This is a genomic window from Blautia faecicola, from assembly GCF_004123145.1.
GTDB lineage: Bacteria > Bacillota > Clostridia > Lachnospirales > Lachnospiraceae > Oliverpabstia > Oliverpabstia faecicola.
This window is the reverse complement of the sequence record NZ_SDKC01000001.1, coordinates 2,260,821-2,285,265: the sequence shown is the minus strand read 5'-3', so window position 1 is coordinate 2,285,265 and position 24,445 is coordinate 2,260,821. Positions and strand designations below refer to the sequence as shown.

General features: G+C 45.1%; 20 protein-coding genes and 1 pseudogene. 19 read left to right on the top strand and 2 right to left on the bottom strand.

Annotated features, from left to right (window positions below; all coding sequences use genetic code 11):
• Positions 1 to 22: 22 nt before the first annotated feature.
• The 3 genes from ETP43_RS10275 to aspS are packed head-to-tail and all read left to right on the top strand — an operon-like array spanning position 23 to position 3,693.
• A complete protein-coding gene (locus ETP43_RS10275; protein ID WP_243114254.1) occupies positions 23 to 604 on the top strand; it encodes an HD-GYP domain-containing protein in 582 nt (193 codons plus the stop codon).
• The gene (hisS, locus tag ETP43_RS10270) at positions 595 to 1,851 is read left to right on the top strand and encodes a histidine--tRNA ligase (RefSeq protein WP_129257982.1); all 1,257 of its coding nucleotides are present in this window, start codon (positions 595 to 597) and stop codon (positions 1,849 to 1,851) included. Before ETP43_RS10275 ends, hisS begins: the two co-directional genes overlap by 10 nt.
• Positions 1,852 to 1,905: 54 nt before the next feature.
• On the top strand, positions 1,906 to 3,693 hold the full coding sequence (aspS, locus tag ETP43_RS10265) for an aspartate--tRNA ligase (RefSeq protein WP_118567769.1): 1,788 nt from the start codon (positions 1,906 to 1,908) through the stop codon (positions 3,691 to 3,693).
• Positions 3,694 to 4,232: 539 nt separating this feature from the next.
• Here the strand turns inward: aspS and ETP43_RS18065 are convergent.
• Positions 4,233 to 5,549, bottom strand: coding sequence for a DUF1294 domain-containing protein (locus tag ETP43_RS18065; RefSeq protein ID WP_129257981.1), 1,317 nt, complete (start codon positions 5,547 to 5,549; stop codon positions 4,233 to 4,235).
• 531 nt (positions 5,550 to 6,080) lie between these two features.
• On the opposite strand from ETP43_RS18065, the gene ETP43_RS10255 reads away from it, so the two are divergent.
• The 11 genes from ETP43_RS10255 to tsf all read left to right on the top strand — a co-directional run bounded on the left by ETP43_RS10255 (position 6,081) and on the right by tsf (position 20,550).
• Positions 6,081 to 7,496 carry an efflux RND transporter periplasmic adaptor subunit gene (locus ETP43_RS10255; protein WP_207668923.1) on the top strand — a complete coding sequence of 472 codons (1,416 nt, stop codon included), beginning with the start codon at positions 6,081 to 6,083 and terminating at the stop codon, positions 7,494 to 7,496.
• Positions 7,493 to 8,170: an ABC transporter ATP-binding protein gene (locus ETP43_RS10250; protein ID WP_022399490.1), complete on the top strand. Its 678-nt coding sequence runs from the start codon at positions 7,493 to 7,495 to the stop codon at positions 8,168 to 8,170. Before ETP43_RS10255 ends, ETP43_RS10250 begins: the two co-directional genes overlap by 4 nt.
• Positions 8,167 to 10,311, top strand: a complete 2,145-nt coding sequence (locus tag ETP43_RS10245; RefSeq protein ID WP_129257979.1) for a hypothetical protein — start codon at positions 8,167 to 8,169, stop codon at positions 10,309 to 10,311. Before ETP43_RS10250 ends, ETP43_RS10245 begins: the two co-directional genes overlap by 4 nt.
• 21 nt (positions 10,312 to 10,332) lie before the next feature.
• The gene (locus tag ETP43_RS10240) at positions 10,333 to 11,649 is read left to right on the top strand and encodes an ABC transporter permease (RefSeq protein ID WP_117525348.1); all 1,317 of its coding nucleotides are present in this window, start codon (positions 10,333 to 10,335) and stop codon (positions 11,647 to 11,649) included.
• Between the two features lie 170 nt (positions 11,650 to 11,819).
• Complete coding sequence (locus ETP43_RS10235) at positions 11,820 to 12,248, top strand: CBS domain-containing protein (RefSeq protein WP_106492701.1); 429 nt, start codon at positions 11,820 to 11,822, stop codon at positions 12,246 to 12,248.
• 205 nt (positions 12,249 to 12,453) lie between these two features.
• Positions 12,454 to 14,220: an arginine--tRNA ligase gene (gene argS, locus ETP43_RS10230; protein ID WP_129257978.1), complete on the top strand. Its 1,767-nt coding sequence runs from the start codon at positions 12,454 to 12,456 to the stop codon at positions 14,218 to 14,220.
• A gap of 27 nt (positions 14,221 to 14,247) precedes the next feature.
• A complete protein-coding gene (locus ETP43_RS10225; protein WP_243114253.1) occupies positions 14,248 to 15,432 on the top strand; it encodes an N-acetylmuramoyl-L-alanine amidase family protein in 1,185 nt (394 codons plus the stop codon).
• 46 nt (positions 15,433 to 15,478) lie between these two features.
• Positions 15,479 to 16,924: an N-acetylmuramoyl-L-alanine amidase gene (locus ETP43_RS17370; protein ID WP_207668922.1), complete on the top strand. Its 1,446-nt coding sequence runs from the start codon at positions 15,479 to 15,481 to the stop codon at positions 16,922 to 16,924.
• 25 nt (positions 16,925 to 16,949) lie between these two features.
• Complete coding sequence (locus ETP43_RS18060) at positions 16,950 to 18,575, top strand: HAD hydrolase-like protein (RefSeq protein ID WP_129257977.1); 1,626 nt, start codon at positions 16,950 to 16,952, stop codon at positions 18,573 to 18,575.
• A gap of 218 nt (positions 18,576 to 18,793) precedes the next feature.
• Complete coding sequence (gene rpsB / locus ETP43_RS10210) at positions 18,794 to 19,531, top strand: 30S ribosomal protein S2 (RefSeq protein WP_022399482.1); 738 nt, start codon at positions 18,794 to 18,796, stop codon at positions 19,529 to 19,531.
• Between the two features lie 80 nt (positions 19,532 to 19,611).
• Positions 19,612 to 20,550 carry a translation elongation factor Ts gene (gene tsf / locus ETP43_RS10205; RefSeq protein ID WP_129257976.1) on the top strand — a complete coding sequence of 313 codons (939 nt, stop codon included), beginning with the start codon at positions 19,612 to 19,614 and terminating at the stop codon, positions 20,548 to 20,550.
• A 468-nt stretch (positions 20,551 to 21,018) separates the two neighbouring features.
• Here tsf and ETP43_RS10200 read toward each other — a convergent pair whose 3' ends face one another.
• On the bottom strand, positions 21,019 to 22,086 hold the full coding sequence (locus ETP43_RS10200; RefSeq protein WP_243114252.1) for a hypothetical protein: 1,068 nt from the start codon (positions 22,084 to 22,086) through the stop codon (positions 21,019 to 21,021).
• A gap of 230 nt (positions 22,087 to 22,316) precedes the next feature.
• On the opposite strand from ETP43_RS10200, the gene ETP43_RS10195 reads away from it, so the two are divergent.
• The 5 genes and pseudogenes from ETP43_RS10195 to ETP43_RS10175 form a co-directional block, all read left to right on the top strand.
• Entirely contained in the window at positions 22,317 to 22,646 is a 330-nt protein-coding gene (locus ETP43_RS10195) for a DUF6442 family protein (protein WP_005349825.1), read from the top strand.
• Positions 22,643 to 22,849, top strand: coding sequence for a helix-turn-helix transcriptional regulator (locus ETP43_RS10190; RefSeq protein ID WP_003865061.1), 207 nt, complete (start codon positions 22,643 to 22,645; stop codon positions 22,847 to 22,849). Before ETP43_RS10195 ends, ETP43_RS10190 begins: the two co-directional genes overlap by 4 nt.
• A 9-nt stretch (positions 22,850 to 22,858) precedes the next feature.
• Positions 22,859 to 23,161 (top strand): hypothetical protein, encoded by a 303-nt coding sequence (locus tag ETP43_RS10185; protein WP_129257975.1) that lies wholly within the window; start codon positions 22,859 to 22,861, stop codon positions 23,159 to 23,161.
• Positions 23,162 to 23,180: 19 nt separating this feature from the next.
• A complete protein-coding gene (locus ETP43_RS10180; protein WP_243114251.1) occupies positions 23,181 to 23,978 on the top strand; it encodes a YhfC family intramembrane metalloprotease in 798 nt (265 codons plus the stop codon).
• A 167-nt stretch (positions 23,979 to 24,145) separates the two neighbouring features.
• A pseudogene (locus ETP43_RS10175) lies at positions 24,146 to 24,409 on the top strand (PD-(D/E)XK nuclease domain-containing protein); the annotation flags it as partial.
• Between the last annotated feature and the right edge of the window lie 36 nt (positions 24,410 to 24,445).

Sequence of the window (24,445 nt, the reverse complement as noted above, 5' to 3'; positions counted from 1 at the left end):
GAGAGACATGCGGAGGAAAAGGATGATTGCGGTGAACAAATATGTCAATCAGCAGCATCTGCTACAGTACAGCCTGGATGAGCAGCTGATACACGGGATGCGGGTCAGCAACCTGGCGTATCAGGTGGCAAAAGAACTGGGAGAACCGGAAGAATTCTGCCATGACCTTGCGGTAGCGGGGATGCTTCATGATATCGGAAAAGAAGCGGTATCGGAGGATCTGGACGATATGGATGCGCCTCTGATCGTAGAAGAGATCCATTATGTCCGGCTTCATGCGCAGGCGAGTTATGAGATTCTGAAAGCAAAAGGCTATAAAGAATCCATTCTTCTTGCGGTGCGCCATCACCATGAAAATTATGATGGCAGCGGCTATCCGGACAATCTTTCAGGAGAAGGGATTCCGCTTGGTGCCCGTATTATCCGTGTCTGTGATGTATATGCAGCACTGACTTCAGACCGTCCGTACCGCAAGGCTTTTGAAAGCCAGTCGGCGGTGCAGATGATGATCGAAGAGATAAAAGATTTTGATGTAAAGGTATTTCTTGCCTTTCAAAGAATGATCCATAAGAATAAGGAAAAGGAGATTACATTATGGCATTAAAGAAAAAACCTGTGACAGGTATGAAAGATATCCTGCCTGCAGAGATGGCAATCCGTGATTATGTGATTCGCCTGATAAAGGAAACTTACGGTACTTTCGGTTTCTCATCTATCGAGACTCCATGCGTGGAGCATATCGAAAACCTGTCGAGCAAACAGGGTGGAGAAAACGAAAAACTGATCTTCAAGATTTTAAAAAGAGGAGAAAAACTGAAACTGGAGACTGCGGAATGTGAAGCGGATCTGGTGGATGGAGGTCTTCGTTATGACCTGACATTGCCTCTTTCCAGATATTATTCCAACCATGCCAACGAACTGCCGTCACCGTTCAAAGCCCTGCAGATGGGAAATGTATGGCGTGCAGACCGTCCACAGAGAGGACGTTACCGCCAGTTTATGCAGTGCGATATTGATATTCTCGGTGAGCCGACCAATCTGGCAGAGATCGAACTGATCCTGGCAACCACAACCCTGCTTGGAAAACTGGATTTCAAGAACTTTACGATTCGTATCAACGACAGAAGAATCCTGAAAGCAATGGCTGCCTACAGCGGATTTGCACCGGAATCTTATGATACCGTATTTATCATTCTGGACAAGATGGATAAGATCGGTCTGGAAGGTGTCAGAGAAGAACTGGAAAAAGAAGGATTTGACAAAGCATGTGTGGATAAATATCTTGCTATGTTTGAAAAAATCACCAATGATGTACAGGGTGTACGTTATGTAAAAGAAAAACTGGAAGGTGTACTGGATCCGGAATACGCAGACGGTCTGGAACTGATCATGAACAGTGTGGACGCTGTGAAAGCTGCAGACTTTAAGATTGCGTTTGATCCGACTCTGGTACGCGGTATGTCTTATTATACCGGACCGATCTTCGAGATTTCCATGGATGAGTTCGGCGGAAGCGTCGGCGGTGGCGGACGTTACGATGAGATGATCGGCAAATTCACAGGAAATAATACCTGTGCATGCGGATTCTCCATCGGATTTGAGCGTATTATCATGCTGCTGATGGAACGTGGTTTCCAGGTTCCACAGATCGGAACAAAGAAAGCACTTCTGATTGAGAAAAACATGCCGGCAGAGGGCATGATGAAAGTTCTGAAACAGGCAGAAGAAGACCGGAAAAACGGATCTGTTGTTACGATTGCGGTTATGAAGAAAAACAAAAAGTTCCAGAAGGAACAGCTTAAAGAAGAGGGATACGAAGAAATCGTAGAATTCTTTGCAGACAGAATGTAATTGGTGTGAAAACACACTGTTACGAATAGAGTGTTAATATTGGAGGAAGAAACAATGGCAGAGTCAATGAAAGGGTTAAAACGGACCCATCGTTGTACCGAGATTTCCACAGCAAATATCGGAGAAACCGTAACACTGATGGGATGGGTACAGAAGAGCAGAAATAAAGGCGGTATTATTTTCGTAGATTTAAGAGACCGTTCCGGTATCGTACAGCTGATTTTTGAAAATGGCAGCATCGATGCGAAAGGATTCGAAAAAGCAACGAAACTGAGAAGTGAGTTTGTTATTGCAGTGACCGGTGTGGTAGAAGCACGTTCCGGTGCGGTAAACAATAACTTAAAAACCGGTGAGATCGAAGTTCGTGCAAACGGACTGCGTATTCTTGCAGAGGCAGAGACACCGCCGTTCCCGATCGAAGAGAACAGCAAGACAAAAGAAGATCTGCGTCTGAAATACCGTTTCCTGGATCTGAGAAGACCGGATATTCAGAGAAACCTGATGATGCGTTCTCAGGTAACAACACTGATCCGTCAGTTTATGGCAAATGAGGGATTTCTGGAGATTGAAACTCCGATGCTGACAAAGAGTACACCGGAAGGCGCAAGAGATTACCTGGTTCCGAGCCGTATCCATCCGGGTAACTTCTACGCACTGCCACAGTCTCCACAGCTGTTCAAACAGCTGCTGATGTGCTCCGGCTATGACCGTTATATCCAGATCGCACGCTGCTTCCGTGATGAGGACCTTCGTGCAGACCGTCAGCCGGAATTTACACAGATCGATATGGAGCTGTCTTTCGTAGATGTAGACGATGTCATCGATGTAAATGAGCGCCTGCTGGCTTACCTGTTCAAACAGGTACTGGATGTGGATGTGAAACTGCCGATTCAGAGAATGACCTGGCAGGATGCGATGGATCGTTTTGGCTCTGACAAACCAGATCTGCGTTTTGGTATGGAACTGCAGAATGTATCTGAGGTTGTTCGCGGATGTGAATTTGCTGTATTCAAGAATGCACTGGAAGCAGGCGGAACTGTCCGTGGTATCAATGCCAAGGGACAGGGCAGTATGCCGAGAAAGAAAATTGACAAATTGGTTGAGTTTGCAAAAGACTATGGTGCAAAGGGTCTGGCTTATATCGCCATTCATGAAGACGGAACTGTAAAATCTTCTTTCGCAAAATTCATGACAGAAGACGAGATGAACCGTCTGGTAGAAGCCATGGACGGACAGGCTGGTGATCTTTTGTTGTTTGCTGCTGATAAAAATAAAGTTGTCTGGGATGTACTTGGGGCACTGCGTCTGGAACTGGCGCGTCAGATGAATCTTCTGGACAGCAGTGAATATCGTTTTGTATGGATCACAGAATTTCCTCTGCTGGAGTGGTCTGATGAGGAAAACCGTTTCAAAGCGATGCATCATCCATTTACCATGCCGATGGAAGAGGATCTGCAGTATATCGACAGCGATCCTGGCCGTGTACGTGCAAAAGCTTATGATATCGTACTGAACGGTACTGAGATCGGTGGCGGTAGTGTGCGTATCCATCAGGATGATATTCAGGAGAAAATGTTTGAGGTTCTTGGATTTACCAAGGAAAAAGCCTACGAACAGTTTGGTTTCCTGCTGACAGCATTCAAGTATGGTGTTCCGCCTCATGCCGGTCTGGCTTATGGTCTGGATCGTCTGGTTATGCTGATGGCAAAACAGGAGAGTATCCGTGATGTAATTGCATTCCCGAAGGTGAAGGATGCGTCCTGTCTGATGACAGAGGCACCGAACCTGGTGGATGAGAAACAGCTGGAGGAGCTGGGGATTGCGATTCGCAGTGAGGAATAATTAAATAGAGTTTCTTGCCAGATTTTTGGCAGAGGGACGCGGCAGGCTCCGGGTTTCCTTTGTCGCAACGTGGGCAGGGCAACTTTAAGCTAAGTCCTAAGAAGAACTAAATGCCAGTTCGCGGAGAGCCGCTCACTGTCAAGTCCTTCTAAGGACTGGATCTTAAAGCTTGCCCTAAGCGCCCACAAAGTGTTGCGACAAAGGAAACCCGGAGCCTGCCGCTGTGTTTTGGCAAAAAACTGAGTGGTGGATGTTAAAGATTAGAGCGTGTCTAAAAAGGCTTTTCGTGAGCTGCGAGTCCCAGTTTGTGGAAATGATTTTTCAGACACGCTCTAGGAAAGAGCGAATTGCTGAGCAGAAGAAGCAGTGTTGAAAAGGGAAAATATGGGGAAAGATAAATAAAAGCAGGTGCGAAGGAGAATATAATCTTTGTATCTGCTTTTTGTTGTGTTGTATCAATTGATTCAGTGGCTCAAGTTTGAGTGTTCTGAATCCGAAGAAAGTTGCCGGTGGCAGCTTAGGCAGGGTGATGTCAGATATCAGCTTTCCGGCTGCGTGAGAATAGTGGTGAGGGCTTCTTCCAGGTTTCCAAGGAGGGCGGTTGTGATTTCGTCGCTTTTGGTGATGCGCCAGTTTTTGCTGTCGTTGTTCAGGTGGATGGTTACAGGGGTGGTGGTGGTTTGAGTGCTGGTGGCGATACAGTCTGTCAGGAGAGCGGTGGCGTGGGTCTGGCGGCCTTCGGTTCCGTCTTCCAGAGCCTGGGAGGACGCCAGGTAGGCGGTGTATTGTTCCTGATAGGAGTATACAACAGAAGAAAAATCGCAACTGGTCAGATTCAGATCTACAGAGGCATCCATACCGTCTTCAGACAGGAGTTCCGACGTGATGGAGTAGTCCAGGCAGTTCAGAAGCTGACTGGCGATGGCTTTGACAACGGAACGGCTCGAAGTATCTTCGGAATTGAAGAGGAAGTCCAGTGCCAGATAACGGTTTAATTGTTCGGTGTCGAAAGCTTTCAGAGTATCCAGATGGATCGCGATGATCTCAGAGGGGGAAAACAGGGAAGCATCGGCCACGTAAGTGGAAAAGTTTCCGGTTACTGCAGCAGACAGGCTTTTCGGGGAATCAATGTTCCAGACTTTTCCGGATCGGGTGAGGGTGATCGTATAGTCAGAGGTAATGCTTTTATAATCATTGTTTTTTAGAACATTGCCAAGAAGCAGATAGCAGTCTTCCAGAGAAAAATCTACGGAAGCAGGACTTGCAGAGTTCTGAATCTGTTTGATCATTACCTGGCGGGAGTATTCTTTTGCCAGTGTTTTACCGTCAGGTGTGGTAAGGGAAACAGTGACCGAAGCTGAATTCCCCTGTTCCGAGAAATCTCTGATATGATATGAAAAATCATGAAAGAAATCAGCAAATACAGAGGTGATATCGGAAGATACGGACTGTTTATTGTCAGCAGACGGGAAAACATCATGGACATTAAGTGTTTTTGCAATGTCAGATTCTTTCCGGTGGGACAGAGAGGAAAGTTCGTGACGAACTACTTTGACAGGATCCTGCCGGTATGGCGTATGATTGCGGATGGTATAAACACACACACATCCGGCGATCAGTTCCACAATGAGAATCATAGGAATCCCGATCCGGAAAGAAGGATGCAGGGTTTTGTGATGAAATACACGCATACCGATGAGACAACCGACACTTCCACCAAGGATAGCGATGGCAAACAGTGCGGATTCCCGGATCCGCCATTTATGATGGATAGCTTTGTATTTGTCGATGCCAAAAGCGGCAAAGCCGGTCAGATTGATAACGGCCAGATAAGAAAGAATACCGGTAAGTGTCATAAGAACCTCCTAATATATATAAATTGTAACTGTTCAGTACCTTCACAGTTACGAGCCAAAATACATTTAAAATCACCTTCGGTGATAGCATTTTGGCTTGTATGTCTCGGGATTTTGGCATATTCATGCCAAAACACCTCGCGGTACAGTGGCTACTGAATAGTTGCTATAAAGCATTGTATTTTCAGAAAATACCGGAATCGCGGTAACAGATTTAATATAACAGAACCAGGAAAAATGTCAACTCCGGGGGCAGGGGAAAATGGCAAGAAAAGAATATCGGAAGCTACTATTCACTGGTAATATCCCGCGAGGTGTTTTTTGTGAGCAAAGGTCACAGAAAACCCGAGACATATCGCGCGAATTTATGCGATCAGCATAAATTCTGTGCATCGCGCAGCGTGTTGCTGGGCACGGAGTGAACAGTAACTATCGGAAATGTCCATAGAAATGTAAAGAAAAAGTAAGGAAGAGCAGAATGTACTATGATATACTGAAACCATGAGAACCTATCAGATACAGGAGGAAGACATGAAGAAAAAGAAAATTATTCTTATCGGAGCAGCTGTTGCAGCCGTTGTGGTAATCGGAATCGGTGCGCGGACATTGTTCGGCAGAACATCATCGGATGAAAGTACGGAAAATGTAGTATATGTAAACAGCGTAGATAATCTGATGAATCCGGGAAGTGGTAACGGGGCAGTGAATCGCTTTGCCGGTGTGGTAGAAACACAGAAACAGGTGGACATTCAGCAGAGTCAGGATAAAACAGTAAAAGATATTTATGTGGAAGTCGGACAGGAAGTATCCAAGGGAGATCCGTTATTCTCTTATGATACAGAAAAATCACAGGAAGACCTGGAAAAAGCAAAGCTGGAGCTGGAACGGATCGATAACAATATCGGAAATAAACAAAATGAGATTGCTGCACTGGAAAAGGAAAAAAGGAGTGCAGGAAATGATGCACAGCTTGACTATACAATGCAGATCCAGAGTGCCCAGATGGAACTGAAACAGAGCGAATATGAAAAGAAAAGCAAACAGGTGGAGATTCAGAAATTACAGGACTCCATCGAGAACTGTCAGGTTACCAGTGAGATTGATGGTGTAGTCAAATCCATCAATAACGGAAATCAGGACAGTTATTCTTATTCAGGAGACAGCCAGGCATTCATGTCCATAATTGCAATGGGAGATTTTCGAATTAAATGTAAGGTAAACGAACAGAATATCGCATCTGTAACACCGGGGCAGGCTGTAATCATACATTCCAGAGTAGATGATTCTGTCACCTGGAAAGGAACGATGGGTGCAGTAGATACAGAAAATCCGGGCAACGATTCCAATAATGGCTATTATTTCAGCAGCGGTGACGGATCCACCCAGTCCAATTCCTATCCGTTCTATATAGAACTGGATTCTTCTGAGGGGCTGATGCTTGGACAGCATGTTTATGTGGAAGCCGATTACGGACAGAGTGAGGAAAAGGCGGGTATCTGGCTGGATGAATCTTTCATCTGTGATGCAGATACGGACAGCCCATATGTTTGGGTTGACGATGGAAAAGGAAAACTGGAGAAGCGTTCTGTGACGCTGGGACAGCATGATGATGAACTTTTCCAGTATGAGATTGCAGATGGACTGAGTAAAGATGATATGATCACTTATCCGGAAGACGGATTAAAAGAAGGCATGAAGACTGCAGTGGGAAGCAACGGTCAGATGGGGCAGAGCAACCCGGTGACGGATGGAGACGATATGGATCTTTCGAATGAAGATTACTCAGAAAAAGATGGTTCCGGCAGTGATCTTTCTGATGAGAATGTGGATGGAGTGGATTCCGGCGAGACGAATCAGGAAGATCTCACAGAAGACGGGATGCAGCAGAATGAGTCAAATGCTGATGGCAGCGAAGATGTCATCGGAGGAACGGAGGATGCACAGTGATTCTTGAGTTAAAAGATATCTGCAAAGATTACCTTCAGGGAAAAATGGTGATTCCGGTTCTGAAACATATTGATTTTCAGATGGAACAGGGAGAATATGTGGCCATTATGGGACCTTCCGGTTCCGGTAAGACAACACTGATGAATATTGTAGGATGTCTGGATCAGGCGACTTCCGGCCAGCTTTTTTTGGACGGGCAGGATATCAGCAAATGTACGGAAAATGAAATGTCAGATCTGAGACTGAAAAAGATTGGGTTTGTTTTCCAGAACTTTCAGTTGTTGTCGAGACAGACCGCACTGGAAAATGTGGAACTGCCACTGACCTATGCGGGAGTTGCGAAAAAAGAGCGACGGGAACGGGCACTGCAGGCACTGACCCGTGTAGGACTGGAAGACAGAGTGAATTTTCAGCCGAATCAGCTTTCCGGTGGACAAAAACAGAGAGTAGCGATTGCCAGAGCACTGGTTAACCGGCCGAAGATCCTTCTGGCAGATGAGCCGACCGGTGCCCTGGACAGTACTTCCGGAGAACAGGTTATGGAACTGTTTCAGAGCCTGAACGATGAAGGAGTAAGCGTATTGATGATCACCCATGACAGCGAGATTGCAGCGAAAGCACAGAGAAAAGTAATTATCCGCGACGGCATAATGAAAAAGGAGGAGCAGCCATGAAGAAAAAATGGATTGTGGCTTTTATTGCTGCAGGAGTACTCCTGCTTGGAGGGGTGACTGTATATGCGGTGAAAACAAGCAGTCAGAGTACGGTAAAGGTGGTATCTGTCAGTGACATGTCAGGTGGCGGTGGATGGTCCGACAACAGTCTGTCAGGAAATATTACTTCAGATGTATCACAGAATATTTATCTGGCAGATTCACAGACAGTAAAGAAAATACATGTAAAAGAAGGAGATACGGTAAAGGTCGGCGATGATCTGCTCACGTATGATATGACCCTGGAGAATCTGGATCTGGAAATGAAAAAACTGGAAAAACAGGGAATCGAACTGAACATAGAGAAAGCAAAAAGAGAAATTACAAAATTAAAGAATACAAAACCGTCCAGTGATAACGACAATGAGGATCCGGGATTTGACATACCGGAAGATCCGGGCGAGGAACCGGAGAACCCGTCCATGGAGCCGGAAGAGCCGGCAGAGGCTTATCAGGAGCTTACAGCGGAGGCAGAACCGTATATGGGAGAGGGAACGGTGGAAGAACCGTATCATTTTCTGTGTGCTGCTGATGGTGTGATTCTGGGAAGCTTTTTAAACCGAATGGCAGAGGAACAGTGTTTCTTTGTGATTGAAGTCCGGGAGGGCGATGTAAGCAATGGAGAGCTGCTAAAAATCTGGGGACAGAAGATTACAGAAGATGATTTTCAGGTAGCGGATACTGAGCGGTTTCAGGTGAATCTTGAAAAAGAAACAGATGACAGTGATAGTCAACTGCCGGAGGATCTGAAAGCAGCAGCGGTTCTTGAAAAAGGAGCCAGTGCCTATCAGGGAGATGGAACAGAGAAAAAACCACTGACCTATCTGGTGAAAAAAGATGGTATTGTGAAAGGAAGCTTTTTCCTGGAAAGAAAAGAAGATGGAAAATATTTTCGTATTGAGGTTCGAGAAGAAAATGGTGATCTTATAAAGGCGTGGGAACAGAACGGAGCAGATGAGGATTTTGCATCAGATGTGAAAGAGGACGGGGAATATCTGGTGGATCTGAGTAAAAAGCAAAGTGGAGAGACACCGGGAGAGCCAACCGAACCGACCGATCCAAGTGAGCCAACAAAGCCGGGAGAAAGTCCGGAACCACCTGAACCATCGAATCCGGAAGAAAAGCCAACCAAACCATCGGTATCGCCGGAAGTTACTCCCGGAGAGAACTCGGAACCGACACCGGAAGCCGGCAATCCTCAGGAAACGGCAGGACAGGAAAATACCGTGGATGGAATGAGCACAAAGAAAAACAGTGCCGCTATTCGCTATCTGACAGTTACCAGCGTAATGGGAAGTGGAAGCAGAAAAGTGATCACTACCGATACTGGTTCTGATACGACAGGATCCGGTGATGCAGGAACTTCTTATGGAGGAACCGCTGCAGAGATTCAGCAGCAGATCAAGGATAAAGAAAAAGAAATCAGGGATTATCAGCTGGATATCAAAGAGGCCAATCTTGAGATTAAAGATATCCAGAAAAAGCTGAATAACCAGACAATTAAGAGTACATTAAATGGTGTGGTGAAAACAGTCGGTGATCCCGAAAAAGAAAGTAACGATGGAAAACCGCTGATTCAGGTGGTCAGCAGTGAAGGACTTTATGTGCAGGGAACGGTCAGTGAATCTAAAATGAATAAACTGAAAGTGGGAGCTACACTGAGCGGATACAGTTATGACAATGGTGTCAGCTTTACCGCAGAAGTACGGGAAATTTCTCCGTATCCATCCGATAACGGACAGGACGGAGCCAATGCATCTTCCTATCCCTTTACCGCATACATTGCAGATGCAAGCGGACTTAGTAATAACAGCTGGGCAGAACTTACACTGCTGGATGAGGGCGACGGACAGGGACAAGGAATCTATCTGGAGAAACCTTTTGTGCGGACAGAAAACGGCCAGTATTACGTCATGAAGGACGACGGAACCGGACATCTGACCAAACAGATAGTACAGGTTGGCGGTATTCAGTATGGATCCAGTTATCAGATCACAGGCGGTCTGAGTATGGATGATAAGATCACATTTCCTTATGGAAAAGATGTCAGAGAGGGTGCAAAGACAGAAGAAGGTACGCTTGATGACCTTTATAACTATTAACGGCAGATGGGAGGAACAACAATGCTAGAAAATATCAGATTGGCCTTTCGGGGGATATGGTCTCATAAGATGCGGTCTTTTTTGACCATGCTGGGGATTATTATAGGTATCGCTTCCATCATTTCCATCGCATCTACGATTCAGGGAACCAACGAGCAGATCAAACAGAATCTGATCGGTGCAGGAAACAACAATGTGGATGTACGGCTTTACCAGGGAGAAAGTGAGTACTGGATGGACAATGGTCTGCCGGATAATATTTCCGTGATTTCCGATGAACAGAAAGAACAGATTCGCAGTCTTGAAGGGGTTGAGAGTGCGACTTTTTATAACCGCAGAGGGTATGCGGACGGAATCACCTATCGGAACACCAGCCTGGACAGTGGAAGTGTGTACGGTGTGGATGCGGAGTTTCTGAAAACAAAAGGTTATGTAATACAAAATGGAAGGGATTTTGTAGAACGCGACTTTAAAGAGTTCCGGAAAGTGGTGCTGCTTGACGATGTGGCAGTGCAGACCTTATTTCCGGGAGACAATCCGGTGGGAAAAACCATAGAACTCCGTGGGGAACCATTTACCGTGGTCGGTTGTATCCGCAAGTCAGATGCTTTCGAACCGGTGATCAACAGTCTGGAAGATTACTATACGTATAATCAGAATACCAACGGAATCGTGCTGATTCCGGACAGTACCTGGCCGGTTGTCTATAATTATGATGAGCCGGAAGAAGTCAGCGTGATGGCTAGTGAGACAGACCTGATGAGTTCTGTAGGAAAAAAAGTGGAGGACATTATGAATCAGGCGGTAACCGGACAGACCGGTTCCGGTATGATTGATTCTGAAGAGGAAATGATGGACGGTGCCGGCAGCAGTGGTGCTGACAGTGGCAACGTCTCTTATAAGGCGGCGGATCTGTTGAAAACAGTTAAGAACCTGCAGAAAGTCAGTGAAAACACCAACAAACAGCTGCTTTGGATCGCAAGTATCTCTCTTCTGGTCGGAGGTATCGGTGTTATGAATATTATGCTTGTATCCGTTACGGAACGTACCAGTGAGATCGGTCTGAAAAAAGCAATCGGAGCGAGAAAAAACAGGATCTTGTGGCAGTTTCTTACAGAAGCTGCTGTGCTGACCAGTATCGGAGGGGTTCTTGGAGTAATCGCCGGAGTGATCCTGTCACAGGTGATATCGAAGATGTCTCAGACTCCGGTGGCAATCAGCGTACCTGTCAGTGTACTGGCTGTAGTATTTTCTATGGCAATCGGTATTATCTTCGGTTTGCTTCCATCCATTAAGGCAGCAAATCTGAATCCAATCGATGCACTTCGTCACGAGTAGAAAAAGGATACGAGTGTTCAGAATTAAATTAAGAAAAATATTAGAAATTATTCACGCGAAATTCACCATATCGGATGGAAAATGGGTTATACTGGTAATGGAAAACTGAAATGAAAGGGAAGAATGTCCGGTCATTTCAAAAAAAGATTTCTATGGGGGATTTATAGTAGATGAACATTTTATTTTTCTTAACACCAAAAAATGAAGTTGCCTATGTGGAAAATGATGACACTCTGCGTCAGGTACTTGAAAAAATTGAATATCACAAATATACTGCTATTCCGATGTTAAATAAGAACGGAAAATATGTGGGAACTGTAACAGAGGGAGATCTGCTCCGATATATCAAGGAGAAATGGTTTCTGAATATCCGGGAAGCGGAGGATTGCAGCATCAGCAGAGTACCTCTCCGATGGAAGTACCAGACAGTGGATATTAACTGTAACATGGAGGATCTGGTGGATACGGCCATGAAGCAGAACTTTGTTCCGGTGCTGGATGATGCGGATAATTTTATTGGTATTGTCCGCAGAAGTGATATTTTGAAATACTGTTATAAACAAAGCAAAGCAGGAAGACAAAAACAGGAAGAAGCATAGCAGATGAAAGAAAGACAGAAGTGATCCGTGGAATAAAAACAAACAATCGCTTCTGTCTTTCTTTATGTGGGCGGGGAATCTGGAGCGTGTCTGCATAAAAACAGTTGACAGAGGGGCAGACAGGGTGAATTCTTTTAGTTGACCAGCCTGTGTGCCCGTGATAAGATATAATGTAATGATTCTGACAAAGGAGTTTTAGGAAAGTATGAAAACAATAATCGAATTGATTTCCAATGAAGTAATGACCGCTTTTAAAGAAGCCGGTTATGATGAAAATATGGGAAAGGTTACGTTATCAAACCGACCGGACCTGTGTGAATATCAGTGTAATGGTGCTATGGCGGGTGCAAAAGTATATCATAAAGCCCCGATCATGATCGCCAAAGATGTAGTGGAAAAACTTGCCGACAGCAAGGTGCTTGAGATGGCAGAAGCTGTCAATCCGGGATTTATCAACCTGAAAGTATCCGGCGAATATATGGCACAGTATCTCGAAGAGATGAGAAACAGCGAGAAGATGGGTGTGGAGGAAGCAAAGAATCCACAGACCATGATCCTCGACTACGGCGGACCGAACGTTGCAAAACCACTGCATGTCGGACATCTGCGTTCTGCGATCATCGGTGAGAGCATCAAGAGAATGGGAAGATATCTGGGACATACAGTCATCGGTGATGTACATCTGGGAGACTGGGGATTACAGATGGGTCTGATCATCACAGAACTGCATAAGAGAAAACCGGAACTGGTGTATTTCCAGGAGAATTATGAGGGAGAATACCCGGCAGAAGCTCCGTTTACCATCAGTGAACTGGAAGAAATCTATCCGGCAGCCAGCGGAAAATCAAAAGAAGATGAGGAGTACAAGGCAGAAGCTCTGGAAGCAACGCATCAGTTACAGATGGGCAACAGAGGATATCGTGCATTATGGAAACATATTCTGCAGGTATCCGTTACCGACCTGAAGAAAAACTATGCAAATCTGAACGTAGACTTTGATCTGTGGAACGGAGAATCCAGTGTACAGGATACGATCGCACCGATGGTACAAAAACTGAAAGATCAGGGACTGGCTTACGAAGATCAGGGTGCGATTGTCGTAGATGTCAAAGAAGAGAGCGATACCAAAGAAGTACCTCCGTGTATGATCTTAAAATCAGACGGAGCAGCTCTGTATACAACCACAGACCTTGCTACTATCGTGGAACGTATGGAAAAATACAATCCGGATGAGATCATGTATGTGGTAGACAAACGCCAGGAGATGCATTTTGTTCAGGTATTCCGTTGTGCAAAGAAAGCAGGCATGGTAAAAGAAGATACCAAACTGACCTTCCTCGGTTTCGGTACGATGAACGGAAAAGACGGAAAACCGTTCAAGACAAGAGAAGGCGGCGTGATGCGTCTGGAAAACCTGATTCGCGATATCAACGAAGAGATGTATAAAAAGATCGTGGACAACCGCAGCATTAAAGAAGAAGATGCGAGAGCAACCGCAAAGATCGTAGGACTTTCCGCAATCAAATACGGTGACCTGTCCAACCAGGCATCCAAAGATTATATCTTCGATATCGAGAGATTTACTTCTTTTGAAGGAAATACCGGTCCGTATATCCTGTATACAACCGTTCGTATTAAATCCATCCTGAACAGATACAAAGAAGAAGGCGGTAATCTGGATATACTGAAGATCCTGGCAGCAGGAAGCGACAGTGAGAAAGCACTGATGCTGGAGGCATCCAAATTCAATCAGGTCATTACAAATGCCTATGAGGAGAAAGCACCGCATAAGATCTGTTCTTATATTTATGAACTGGCAAATGCATTTAACCGTTTCTATCATGAGACAAAGATTCTGGCAGAAGAGGATCAGGCAAAGAAAGAATCTTATCTGGCACTTCTGATGCTGGTAAAAAATATTCTGGAAGCATGCATCGATATGCTGGGATTTGAAGCACCGGAAAGAATGTAAGTGTGATTTCCGGAAGGAGGAACTATTATGAAGAAACCTTCAGGAAACAGAGTGAATCTGGCGATCATGATCATCGTGATCGTCGTGCTCGCTCTGGGTCTTGCAGCCATCCTGGGATATGGAAAAGCCAGAAAGCAGATGGAACAGATGCAGCAGGCACAACAGGAGGCAAAAGAAGTTTCGGTAACGCCGACACAGACGGTGACACCGGAACCGACGGAAGATCCTTCGGATCCTGTCGTACAGAAAAAGAATCTGATCGCTGCGATTGAAAAGGCAGTGGAAGATAACAATGTAAAAACGATGACAGCAGATCTCCGGTATGCGGCAGAGGATGGACAGATCGGAACGTATGAGAAAGAAGATGTGGCAGCGGTTCTTCTGCACCTGAAAAAGAATCAGGATGATTATCAGGCGTTTGTGGAAAAACTGCAGGATGAAAGTGTCACTGTGGGAGAAGAAGACGGAGTGCCGTATCTTCTTCTGACAGATTCCAACCTCAGAAAGATGACAGGGACGGAAGAACCTGTCGAAACGGTAGAGGCGGAGATCGTGACACCTACGCCGACGCCGGAAGGCAATGGAAAGAAAGTTGCGATTGATGCCGGTCATCAGGCACATGGAAACAGTGAACAGGAGCCAATCGGACCGGGAGCATCCCAAACGAAAGCAAAAGTGGCATCCGGAACAACCGGAAGAACCACAGGAGTGACAGAATATCAGCTGAATCTGGATGTATCACTGAAACTTCGCGATGAACTGGAAGCAAGAGGATATGAAGTCTATATGATTCGTGAGACGAATGATGTGGATATCAGCAACGCAGAACGGGCACAGCTTGCAGCAGAGTCCGGAGCGGATATTCTGGTTCGTATCCATGCCAACGGTTCGGACAATACTTCGGTAGCCGGTGCGCTGACGATGGCACCGAGCACTGCCAATCCATACCTGAGCCAGGAACTGATCGCAGAGTGCCAGAAACTGTCCCAGTGTATCATCACAACCTTCTGTGCGTCCACAGGAGCCAATAATCAGGGCGTATATCAGACGGATGAGATGAGCGGACTGAACTGGTGCAGCATCCCTGCAACAATCGTTGAGATGGGTTATATGACCAACCCGGACGAAGATACCCGGATGCAGACAGCGGAATATCAGCAGCAGATGGTAACGGGAATCGCAGACGGAATTGATCAGTATTTTGCATCGTAAACATGGTAACAGAAAGTAGCAGAAAAAAGAAAGGAGGATCTGAGAAATGAAGAAAGTGAAAATGCTTGGTCTCCTGGTCGTGATGTTATTGCTTGCGGGAATTTTCCCGGTAAAGACATATGCGGCGGGATGGATCCAGGGAGACAACGGTCTGTGGTGGTATCAGCATGAGGACGAAAGTTATACAACGTCGGGCTGGGAAACCATCGGAGGAAAAAATTATTACTTTGATGAGGCAGGCCGGATGAAAACGGGCTGGTTAAAGCTGGAAAATACATGGTATTACCTGAGCATATATGGTGATATGCAGACCGGCTGGAAAAATATCGGCGGAGCGTGGTATTATCTGAAGGAAGACGGAGCGATGCTGACAGGCTGGCAGAATATTGGAAATAACCGGTTTTATCTGGATGGAAGCGGAGCCATGTATACCGGCTGGCTGAAACTGGGAAACAACTGGTATTATATGAACAACAGCGGAGCCATGTTGAGAGGCTGGCAGAGTATCGGCGGGGCGTGGTATTATCTGAATGATGACGGAGTGATGCTGACAGGCTGGCAGAAGATCGGAAATAACTGGTTCTATCTGAATGGAAGCGGAGCCATGACAACAGGCTGGCAGAACGTTGGAGGAACCTGGTATTATATGAACAACAGCGGAGCGATGCTGACGGGCTGGCAGGTGATCGGCGGAGCGTGGTATTACCTGGACGGAAGCGGAGCGATGCACACCGGCTGGATACGACTGGGAGAGACCTGGTATTATCTGACTGCAAGCGGAGCGATGGCAGCGAACACCTGGATCGGCAGCTATTATGTCGATGAGAATGGTGAATGGATACCGGGAAAAGTCAGAAGCAAGATCATTGCGATTGATGCAGGACATCAGAGAAAAGGAAACAGTGCGCAGGAACCGATCGGACCGGGAGCTTCTGCGACAAAGCCGAAAGTAGCATCCGGAACCCATGGCAATGCCTCCGGACTGAATGAATACGAGCTGACTTTACAGGTTTCCCTGCAGCTTCGGGATGAGCTGGAAGCACGCGGATATGAAGTTTATATGATCCGTACCACACACGATGTCAATATCAGCAATGCAGAACGTGCACAGATGGCGGCAGCAGCAGGTGCGGATATTCTGGTTCGTATCCATGCCAACGGTTCTGATAATACATCCATTTCCGGAGCACTGACGATGGCACCGTCCAACAGCAATCCATATCTGACGAAGAGTGTCATCAGTGCAAGTCAGACGTTGTCCAGAAAAATTGTGGACAGTTTCTGTGCAGCTACCGGAGCCAAAAATCAGGGCGTGATGTCAACTGATGCCATGAGCGGTATCAACTGGAGTACGATTCCGGTAAGTATTGTTGAGATGGGTTACATGACCAACCGGGCAGAGGATCTGAAGATGGCAAGTGCTTCTTATCAGGCAAAAATGGTTCAGGGAATTGCCAACGGAATCGATGCCTACTATGGAGCAACAGCTTAAAAGAAAAGAGAGCAGGACGTAAATTATGTCACAAGTAATATTATTTGACCTGGATGGCACATTGACGGAATCCGGCGAGGGCATTATCAACTGCGTTGCATATGCACTGGAAAAGCTGGGAAAGAAAGAAGAGCACCCGGAAAAGTTACAGTGTTTCGTAGGACCGCCCTTAAAAGAACAGTTTATGAAATATGCAGGTCTGAGCGAGGAGGAGGCAGAACAGGCGGTGGTGTATTACCGGGAACGGTATACAACCAAGGGAATGTTTGAAAACTGTCTGTATCCAAAAGTTCCGGAATTACTGGAACTGCTGAAAATCAACGACAAGATCCTTGGCGTTGCTTCCTCAAAACCGGAAGTGTATGTGAAACAGATTCTGGAGCATTTTCAGATTGCAGACTATTTTACGGCTATTGTCGGAAGTGAGCTGGACGGAAGAAGAACCGATAAAGCAGAAGTCATTGAAGAGGCATTAAGACGGATGCATCTGGAAGAAGAACGGGACAAAGTTCTTATGGTCGGAGACAGGAGTCACGATGTGCAGGGGGCTGTCAGCTGTGGGCTTCAGTGTATCGGTGTCACATACGGATACGGAAGCCGTGAAGAACTGGAATCTGCAGGTGCTGTTTATATTGCAGACAGCGTGGAAGATCTGGGGATTCTGGCAAGTCCGAATGACGAAGAGACGACAGAAAAGGTAGAGTCGGTCAGAAAAGATACATCAGGTAGTATGATGCATGTATCCGCAAAGGCATCGTTTGCGAAGAAAATGGGACCGGTGGAAGAAAACACAGAGGAAGAACGCGAGAATGAATATCCGAAAAAAACATCCGGATACTCCACGGTACGTCAGATCTGGAGACTGGTGTATCCGTTCCTGATCCATTACGGCGCGACAATGCTGGCAACGATAGCTCTGTATCTGAGTTATATCTTTCAGGCAGGTGGCGTACAGGAGATCGCAAGCGCGGGAAAGAGACTGTTACAGAGTACCCTGTATGTGACTCTGATCGGAGATGTGGCGGCTGGTGTTATTCTGTATCTGTTTTACAGAAAAGATCAGCAGAGACGGAAAGAGGGATTCAGTGGAAACCGAAAGAATTTCGTGTGGGCACCGCCTGTTATCTGGTTCAGTGTGATTGTCCTTGCGATTGCGATAGGACAGTTCCTTAACGATTTTATCCAGGTGATTCATCTGAATGATCTGTTTCCGGGTTACAGTCAGGTTTCTGAGAAAGCATTTGGCGGACAGTCCATGGGACTGATGATCCTGGTAGTCGGTATCATCGGACCGGTTTGTGAAGAGCTGATGTTCCGGGGAATTATCTTTCACAGACTCAAAGACTGGATCCGGCCGGAAATTGCGATTGTGGTTTCCGCAGTATTGTTCGGAATCTATCATGGGAATGTTGTACAGTTTTTCTATGCGACCTGTATGGGAATCATGCTGGCGATCGTCTATGATAAGACCGGGACGCTGTGGACAAGCATCGTGGCACATGTGGCTGCAAATCTCTGGAGTCTTTTCGGGAGTGGACCGTGGAATGCACTGTGGCAGGGAATTCCGGCGGGAATGATCTTCAGTGTTGTCATAGAGATCCTTCTGTGCGTTATCCCGGTGTACTGGCTGTTTGGTTATAAAAGAAAATAAAAGAAGCAAGAAAATGGCTGACTGAAAAAAAGGTCAGCCATTTTTCTTATGGATTCGGAAAAAATATAAAAAAATACTTGTAACTGAAAAAACGTTATGCTATAATCAGCACGATGCATAAAACACCCATGCCGATTCCGAGAAGGTGCCTGTCAGTCAGGTCTCGAAAAGAATGAGAAGTATGGGGAAGATTAAAACCAAAAAAGGAGATTGAAATCATGAGCGTTATTTCAATGAAACAGTTACTGGAAGCCGGTGTACATTTTGGACACCAGACAAGAAGATGGAACCCTAAAATGGCAGAGTACATCTACACAGAAAGAAACGGAATCTACATTATCGACCTGCAGAAATCCGTTGGAATGGTAGATGATGCTTATAAAGCTGTATCTGACATCGCTGCAGAAGGCGGCACAATCCTGTTCGTTGGTACAAAGAAACAGGCTCAGGATGCTATTAAAGTTGAAGCAGAGCGTTGCGGAATGTACTATGTAAACGAAAGATGGTTAGGTGGTATGCTGACTAACTTCAAAACTATCCAGAGCAGAATCGCTAGACTGAAAGAGATCGAAGCTATGCAGGAAGACGGAACATTCGATGTCCTGCCGAAAAAAGAAGTTATCGCACTGAAAAAAGAGCTGGATAAACTGCAGAAAAACCTGGGCGGAATCAAAGACATGAAGAGAATCCCGGATGCTATCTTTATCGTAGACCCGAAAAAAGAGAGAATCTGTGTTCAGGAAGCTCACACTCTGGGAATCCCGCTGATCGGTATCTGCGATACCAACTGTGATCCGGAAGAACTGGATTACGTTATCCCGGGTAACGATGACGCTATCCGTGCTGTAAAACTGATCGTTTCCAAAATGGCAGACGCTGTTATTGAAGCAAATCAGGGAGCAACAGGCGAAGAAGAATTCGTTGAAGAAGCTGTTGAAGAGACAGTAGAAGAGTAAGACTCGATATCCATTCAGCTGTCGGAGGCAACTTCGGCAGCTGAGTAACTGTAAAAACTCAATTTTAGGAGGAAATCATAATGGCTATTACAGCAGCAATGGTAAAAGAATTAAGAGAAATCAGCGGCGCTGGTATGATGGACTGTAAGAAAGCTCTTACAGCTACCGAAGGTGATATGGACAAGGCTATGGAATTCCTGAGAGAAAAAGGTCTTGCAACTGCACAGAAGAAAGCAAGCAGAATCGCAGCAGAAGGTATTGTAATGCTGAAAGTTGCAGAAGATTCCAAAAAAGCTGTCGCTGTAGAAGTAAATGCTGAAACTGACTTTGTTGCTAAAAACGAAAAATTCCAGGCATACGTTGCACAGGTTGCTGAGCAGGCACTGGAAACAGAAGCAGCAGATATCGATGCATTCCTGGCTGAGCCATGGAAATTCGATACAAGCAAAACTGTAAACGAAGCTTTGGCTGGACAGGTTGCAGTAATCGGCGAGAACATGAAGATCCGTCGTTTCCAGAAAGTAGAAGAAGAAAACGGTTTCGTAGCTTCCTATACTCATATGGGCGGAAAAATCGGTGTTCTGGTTGACGTTGTAACAGATGTTGTAAACGATGAAATCAAAGAGATGGCTAAGAACGTAGCTATGCAGGTAGCAGCTCTGAACCCGAAATATACAAACAGAAACGAAGTAAGCGAAGAGTACATCGCTCACGAAAAAGAAATCCTGATGGCTCAGATCCAGAACGACCCGAAAGAGTCCCAGAAACCGGAAAAAGTTATCCAGGGTATGATCAGCGGACGTATCAACAAAGAACTGAAAGAAATCTGCCTGCTGGATCAGGTTTATGTAAAAGCAGAAGATGGAAAACAGTCCGTAGAAAAATACGTTGCAGAAGTTGCTAAAGCAAACGGCGCAAACGTAACCATCAAAGGCTTCGTTCGTTACGAGACCGGTGAAGGTATCGAAAAGAAAGAAGAAGATTTTGCAGCAGAAGTTGCAAAACAGATGGGAATGTAATTTCCACTGCGAACTTGCTTCTTAAAATCCCTGAAACTATAGGAAAATCAAGGGTTTCCGCTCTTTCGAGAGCAAAAATCCAGATATCGTAAAGTTTCGTAAAATATCGCAATTTATCAACGGTTTTTTGGTACAAAATTGGTAGGGATTTTGGTACAGAACTTTACCAAAATTTGAAACGAAAAGTTTGCGAAGTTTTTAATAAGTCTAAGGGATGTAGTATTTCCGCAATATGTCAAAACGACAAAATAACAGACCTGTATACTTGTAGATATATAAGTAAGCAGGTCTGTTTTAATATGTAAAAAGGATTCCTTGTTTACTGCATTTTCAAAACCCAGCGTTCCGAAGGATGCCCAGAACGACGGTTCCTAACAGGGCAGAGGGTCGGCTGGGCAAGCGTACTTTTGTAAAAAATGATATAAAAAAGGTACTAACCAAAAGCGATTAGTACCTTGAAAAATTTTGTTACTGAACTGCTCCACATTCTGAGCATACATTTTTGGTAATGGTTTCTGTCCATGCTTCTTTGTCTACTACCGTTTTGTACTCAGCGTCGTGCTGAACAGTTTCAGTATAAGCTTCCTTGTCTACGACATATGTAGCCGGGTACATGACGTTACGGGTGTCGTACTGTTCCATGATATAAGCTGTATGGAATGATGCACAGTTAGTATTTCCGTCGAGTACATTTGACTCCAAGTGCTCATTGTAATTGTTTGTAATATCTTCACCACAACCATTACAGAGCTCTTTAGCAACCTCATGATACATAGGAGTCTCAACCTCATAACCTATTTCGTTACACTCAACGGTCTTAGGCTCTACCCATTTACTATCTGTGTGCATATGTTTTGTGACCACAAAACGTGTTCCAGTAGTTCCATCGGCTTTTTCGTACTCTTCTTCGTACCCCTCTTTAGGCACTTGTACATACTCCCAGTGTCCCGGTACAGTAGCCTCGTAATGACCCTCTTCCTCATGAGGAATCTCCTCAGTCCATGCTTCCTTAACCAATTCCTGATGTGTTTCAGCAGGATGTTCTACAGTTGAAGTAACAGGTTGCCAGACATGTTCATGCTGTTGTTTATTAGGAACCCACTTACCAGATGCATCCACATAATAATTACCGATCCACTGATCGGTAAGCATAGCACCCGTAGGTCCCACATAGTAATCGCCTACCCACTGGTTGGAAAGCATAGCACCATCTGAGTTCATGTAGTACCATCTACCGTTGACTGACTGCCACCCGGTCTTCATAGATCCGTCATTCGCAGCACCGAGATAATACCATTTCCCCTTACTGAGAAACCAGCCGGAGCGCATATATCCCCGTGCATCAAAAGCATACCATTTTCCGTTGATGACTTTCCACTGGCTTACCGGATAAGATCCGTTATCCTCCTGCCACCACCAGCCGGTCTTGTTCTGCTTCCAAGACGTAGCCTGTACGCTGACCGGAGCAAGTGAAGATGCCAGTAAAAATGCAGACATTCCGATTGCAAGTCCTTTCTTGAGCATTTTGTTTTTCATGATTTTCCCCCTTTGTGAAGTATTTTATAAATTTACAGGTTGGAAGGCAATAATACCCTTTATATTACAGATGCATGAAATCCGATTTTGGTTTTGAGATTCCCTGTGTGAGCAAAATAACATTACAAAAGGGGTTTCCCCTCCCCCTTTTTTATGAACTCTATTGACAAGAAAACTTGGTATGTGTACAATTAAAACATGCAAAGAAAACTTGGTATGGAGGTGTTTTTATGAAAAAGGACGAAATCTTAAATGCAAGCAGAAAAGAACATCGCAATAAGGACTTGGCTGAAATGGAAGTGGTATATCAAGCCGGAAGTCACGCAAGCAGAGTTGGTGCTTTAGTGTGTTGTTTGCTTTCGCTGTTATCTTCTGTGCTTGCTCATACTATGATTTACAGTCCGTGGGTTATATACTTCAGCATTATTGCAACACAATGGTTAGTTCGTTTTATCAAAATGAAGCGAAAGAGCGATTTGGTCTTGACTGTTCTGTTTTTTGTGTTTTCCATTTTGGCATTTGTTGGATTTGTTAGCCATCTTTTAGAGGTGAGAATATGAAAGAACAATTACAACTGAAAAATCACTTAAAGGAAGTTCGCACAGAAGCAAATCTTTCTCAAGCTCAGCTTGCAGAAATGGTAGGGGTATCAAGAAATACCATTAGTTCTATTGAAACAGGACAGTTTAATCCAACTGCAAAATTGGCTCTAATTCTTTGTATTGCATTGGACAAAAAATTTGAGGAACTATTCTATTTTTAGGAGGTCATTATGGAAAATATTATAATGTTGATTTTGGGAGTGTTCATATCTGTTGTGGGAATTGTAAATATCAAAGGCAATATCAGCACAATTCACTCTTATAACAGGCGAAAAGTAAAGGAAGAAGATATACCAAAGTATGGAAAAACAGTCGGCACAGGAACGCTTATTATAGGTGTGTCTTTTGTATTAGGCTTCATAGTTTCGTTTTGGAGTGAAATAATTATAGATTATATCATTCTTCCAGCAATTATTGTCGGATTAGGCTTTATATTGTATGGACAGTTCAAATACAATAAAGGAATTTTTTGAGAATCAGGGAGGTATAAAGATGGAATTGAACACAATATCAGGTCTGGCGATAGCGGGAGTTATCTGCTCCGTTGTCCTCTCGATGGGGGTACCGATTGCTTTGTTCATTGCAGGAAGGGTGAAGCTTAAGGCAAGGATTTCCTCGTTCTTTATCGGAGCAGGAACCTATCTGCTGTTTACCATGCTGTTGGAGCAGCTGCTGCATGTTCTTGTCATTCAGGTCTGCGGACTGAACGCACAGAGCAGACCATGGCTTTACTATGTGTACGCGGCTTTGGCTGCAGCGGTTTTTGAAGAGACCGGAAGACTGATTGCCATGAAGTTCTGGATGAAGAAATGGCTGGATTTTCCAAATGCACTGATGTATGGAATCGGGCATGGCGGTGTGGAGGCCATTCTGATCGGAGGACTCTCCGGAATCAGCAATCTTGTGTCCATGCTGATGATCAACAGCGGAGCCATGCAGAATACGCTGGCGGCACTTTCTGCTGAGTCTGCAAACCAGACCGTGTCACAGCTGTCGGCCCTATGGACAACACCGGCACCACTCTTTTTTGTAAGCGGAATCGAAAGAATTAGTGCCATCATTCTGCATATCGGGTTGTCACTGCTGATCTACCGGGCGGTAAAGGCAGGCAAATGCAGGACAGCGGCTTTTACAGCGGTTCTTGCATATGGGATTCATTTTATCGTGGACTTCTTTGCCGTGGCAGGTTCGGCGCTTCTTCCCATCTATGTGATTGAAATTGGTGTCTTTGTGATGGCAGCCGGAACTCTTGTTATGGCGCTGAAGATGGGAAGGATGGAAGAACTGTGAATTCCAGTTTTCTGCTATCATAAAACAGAATATATCTGACAGAACGCACCGTAGAAATACGGTGTTTTTTGTTACCCCAAACCCATAATTCAATACATAACCACAGGTTAGTACAAATACCTTATGTGCTTTTTTGAAAGGCTTAGAAAGGGATATTTACCCCGATTTTCGCGGTGATCCGGGAACTTCCGACAGGAAAAGGATTTGCAGATATTTGTTTTATACCAAGAAAAATGTATGCAGATAAGCCTGCGGTTGTAGTTGAACTGAAATGGGACAAAAGTGCCCGGGGAGCACTGGAGCAGATAAAAGACCGGGAGTATGTGGAGGCGTTGAAGGAATATAAGGGAAATTTGCTGTTGGCAGGAATTAATTATGATAGGAAAACGAAAACGCATACATGTGTGATTGAAAAATTCCAGAAAGTGTGAGTTATCAGTATTGGTTTGAGAAAAAAGCGAAGAGGG